General features: G+C 41.5%; 1 protein-coding gene. It reads right to left on the reverse strand.

The window, feature by feature from the left end:
• A partial coding sequence (locus T501_RS20565) for an Ig-like domain-containing protein (protein WP_197028008.1) occupies nucleotides 1-3,251 on the reverse strand: 3,251 nt, incomplete at its 3' end.
• Nucleotides 3,252-3,310: the final 59 nt, after the last annotated feature.

The raw sequence follows: 3,310 nt of genomic DNA on the forward strand, positions 1-3,310 counted from the left end.
GCTGCTGTGAGATCAGCCTTTGCTGCTGCAAGATCATCTGCTGTTGCTCCAAGAGCTTCAGCAGCTGCTATCTTATCCTGAGCTGCTGCGATATTTTCAGTTGTAGGTGTTGTCTTTGCTGTTGTTGCTGCGGACTTAGCTGCTGCGATAGCATCAGCCTTATCCTTTGCTGCTTTGTCATTTGCCTGCTTAGCTGCCTCAGCTGCTGCAAAATCAGCCTTTGCAGTTTCAAGATCTTCATCTGTAGCTTCAAGAGCTTCAGCTGCTTCTATAGCTGCCTTAGCTGCTGCAATATTCTCAGCTGTAGGTGTTGTCTTTGCTGTTGCTGCTGCGGACTTAGCTACTGCGATAGCATCAGCTTTATCCTGTGCCGCTTTATCATTTGCCTGCTTAGCTGCCTCAGCTTCTGCGAGATCGGCCTTTGCTGTTGTAAGATCTTCATCTGTAGCTTCAAGAGTTTCAGCTGCTTCTATAGCTTCCTTAGCTGCTGCAATATTCTCAGCTGTAGGTGTTGCCTTAGCTGTTGCTGCTGCTGTATTTGCGGTGTCTATAGCAGCTTCCTTAAGCTTAAGTTTTTCAACTTCAGGTGCAATCTCTTCAAATGTGTTCTGAGCAAACTCTACTGCTTCCTCAGCACCTGCTACCTTAGCTTCTGCCTTTTCTACAGCTTTTTTAGCTTCAGCTAATTTGGCTTTTGCTTCATTGGTTACGCTACCAGCTTCCTTAGCATCTTCATATTCGTCCTGAGCGTTCTTTAGAGCTGATTTAGCTTCTTCAAGGTCACTCTTAGCATCTTCGAGTGCTGCTTCAGCTGCTTTAAGATTTTCTGCTGTAGGATCTGCTTTTGCTTTATCGGCTGCTTCTACTGCTGCATCTGCTTTATCTTCAGCATCACCAGCTTTTTCAACTGCTGTATCTGCATTTTCTATAGCTGCCTGTGCTGCTTCAACTGCACCAGTACCAGGCACAATTTTAGCAAGAGTTGCTTCTACAATATAGGTCATGTTATCTAACGTATACTCGCCTGTTACTACAACACTACGTGCAGTATTCTTAGCAGAAATCTGTCCCTTGGATACTGTTACAGCATTAGTCGTTTTTCCATACGCATCTTTTGCAGTCCAATTCATCTTGCCTGTATAATCTTCTGCACCATAAGCTGCTGTAATATTAATTGACTGACCTACTTCAATCGCATCAAATGTAGCTGTATATATCTTTTTATTGCTAGGAGCCGTAGAATCTAGTGTCCATGGTACCTCAACACCACTCGCATTCTTAGGTGTAGGATCTGATTTTACAACATATTCATCAGCTTTAAGTGTAATTCCACCAGACAAAGTAGCTATTTCTTCTTCACCAATCTTCAAAGCTACTGTTACATTTTGAGTTCCACTAAGTATAGCTGTAGTTGCTTTGATTGTATTTCCTGTCAGAGTAAAGTATTGCTTAGCTCCACCAAGCACCAGTTCACCATCTTGGAATGCCTTTCCATTCTTCTTTACTGTAAGAGTTGCGCTCTGGCCGTAATATAATGTTGCTTTATCAGTTTCTATAGTGTATTTATCCTCTACAGGTGCTACTTCCTTTATCTGTACTGTAAACTCATTATCAACTGCCTCGCCATTTACAACTGCGTAAATATTAGCATAACCGATTGATGCATCTTCGCTTACATTAACAACACCCTTATCGCTGACGGTCACATCTTCATTATCAGATGTCCAGGTCACTGTTCCGTCAATCTTAGAACCATCCGTATTTTTATATACAAGATTGAACGAATCGCCAGGTGCAACAATCTTTTTCGATGTCTGGCTTGATCCTACAAAATACGCAGCTTCTTTTTCAGGTACATTAGCTACATCAAGTGTAAGAGTCACTGACTTGTTCTCGTTCTTATCATCTTTGTAAGTTCCAACAATTGTAGCAGAACCCTGTGCAATGGCATCTATATTACCATTAGAATCAATAGTTGCTACGCTTACATTTTTACTTTCCCATTTAGAAACAGATACGTTCTTTCCTTTATAAGTGATACCTACTTTTGCAGTATCTCCAACAAACATATCCTGTGCAGAAGATACTGACCCTGAGGATGTGCCAGAACCTGGAGTGATTTCCAGCTTATCATCATCAAATGTCAGATAGTAGGGATCAGCTGCTGTAGGATCTGGGGCAGCAATATTTATTGCACTATTTCTCAATTTTAGTGACAAATCATCATTCGCAGCCCATGTTGCTTCTACCACTGCTGTCTGACCAGCTACCTTACCTGTTAATATACCAGTACTGGTAATTGTAGCATTTGTTTTAGTAGTATCATCAAGTGACCATGCAACGTCATCTATTATTCCAGCCTTATCCCAAAGCTTTAATTCCACCGGTTCATCAACTGTGATGGTTGAAGGAATCGCATTAGCATTCTTGTCAAGAATCTTTAATCCAGGGTCTTCTATTACGTTGAAATTATATGATGCATGTTCATCATCAGCGGTATACCCACCTGGCGAAGCAGTATCTACATATAATATCGCCGTATACTTCCCACCACTTACTGAAGAACCTGCTGATATAGTAAACACATCTGTATCTTTCGTGCCGCTCGGTGCCCCACTTTCAGGTGTAACAGTAAACTTACCTTGTGAATCTGTAGAACTATCTATTAATGTCCCTTTATCATCAGTTATAACCCATCCATATGTTGTATTGGATGCTAACCCATCATACAAAGCTGTTGCTTCTAATTTTAAACCGCTTACACCATTACCAGAAACAGTAACATTGGCGAAGCCGCTACCTGCTGGTATATTTTTAACACCATTTTCGGCTTTTAGAGGTTTCTGTATGGACTTAAGTGGAGCTGCTGCTGTACCAATTGGTAAAACATTCGAATAAATTGGATCACCAACATTCCCCTCATTGTTACTTTCTTGTGCCCTTACAACTAAGTAACCATTTTCAACCGGTAAGGCAGCATTGTCAGAAATGGTATTACTATACTCTCCGGATTTCACATCCGTAGGATTCGCCGGGAAAATCTGATAAGAATACGTAACATCGTTACCATCCTCTGGTTTCGAACTAATAATTCTTAATGTATTTTCAGACGTTACAGATATATTGCACGTACCGCCTGCAACTGCAGCTTGTGCTACAATTCCACCAAATGGTGCAGCCACCATCGAGAGGTTACTCATGGCCAACGCACCGGCCAGTGCCCATGACCATATTCGTTTGTTTTTCTTCATAAAGTTTTCCCCTTTCATATGAAATGTGTTTGTCCTTTGTCGCGACAAAGTCAGGAGTT

The organism is Butyrivibrio sp. WCE2006 (assembly GCF_000701985.1).
Lineage (GTDB): Bacteria > Bacillota > Clostridia > Lachnospirales > Lachnospiraceae > Butyrivibrio.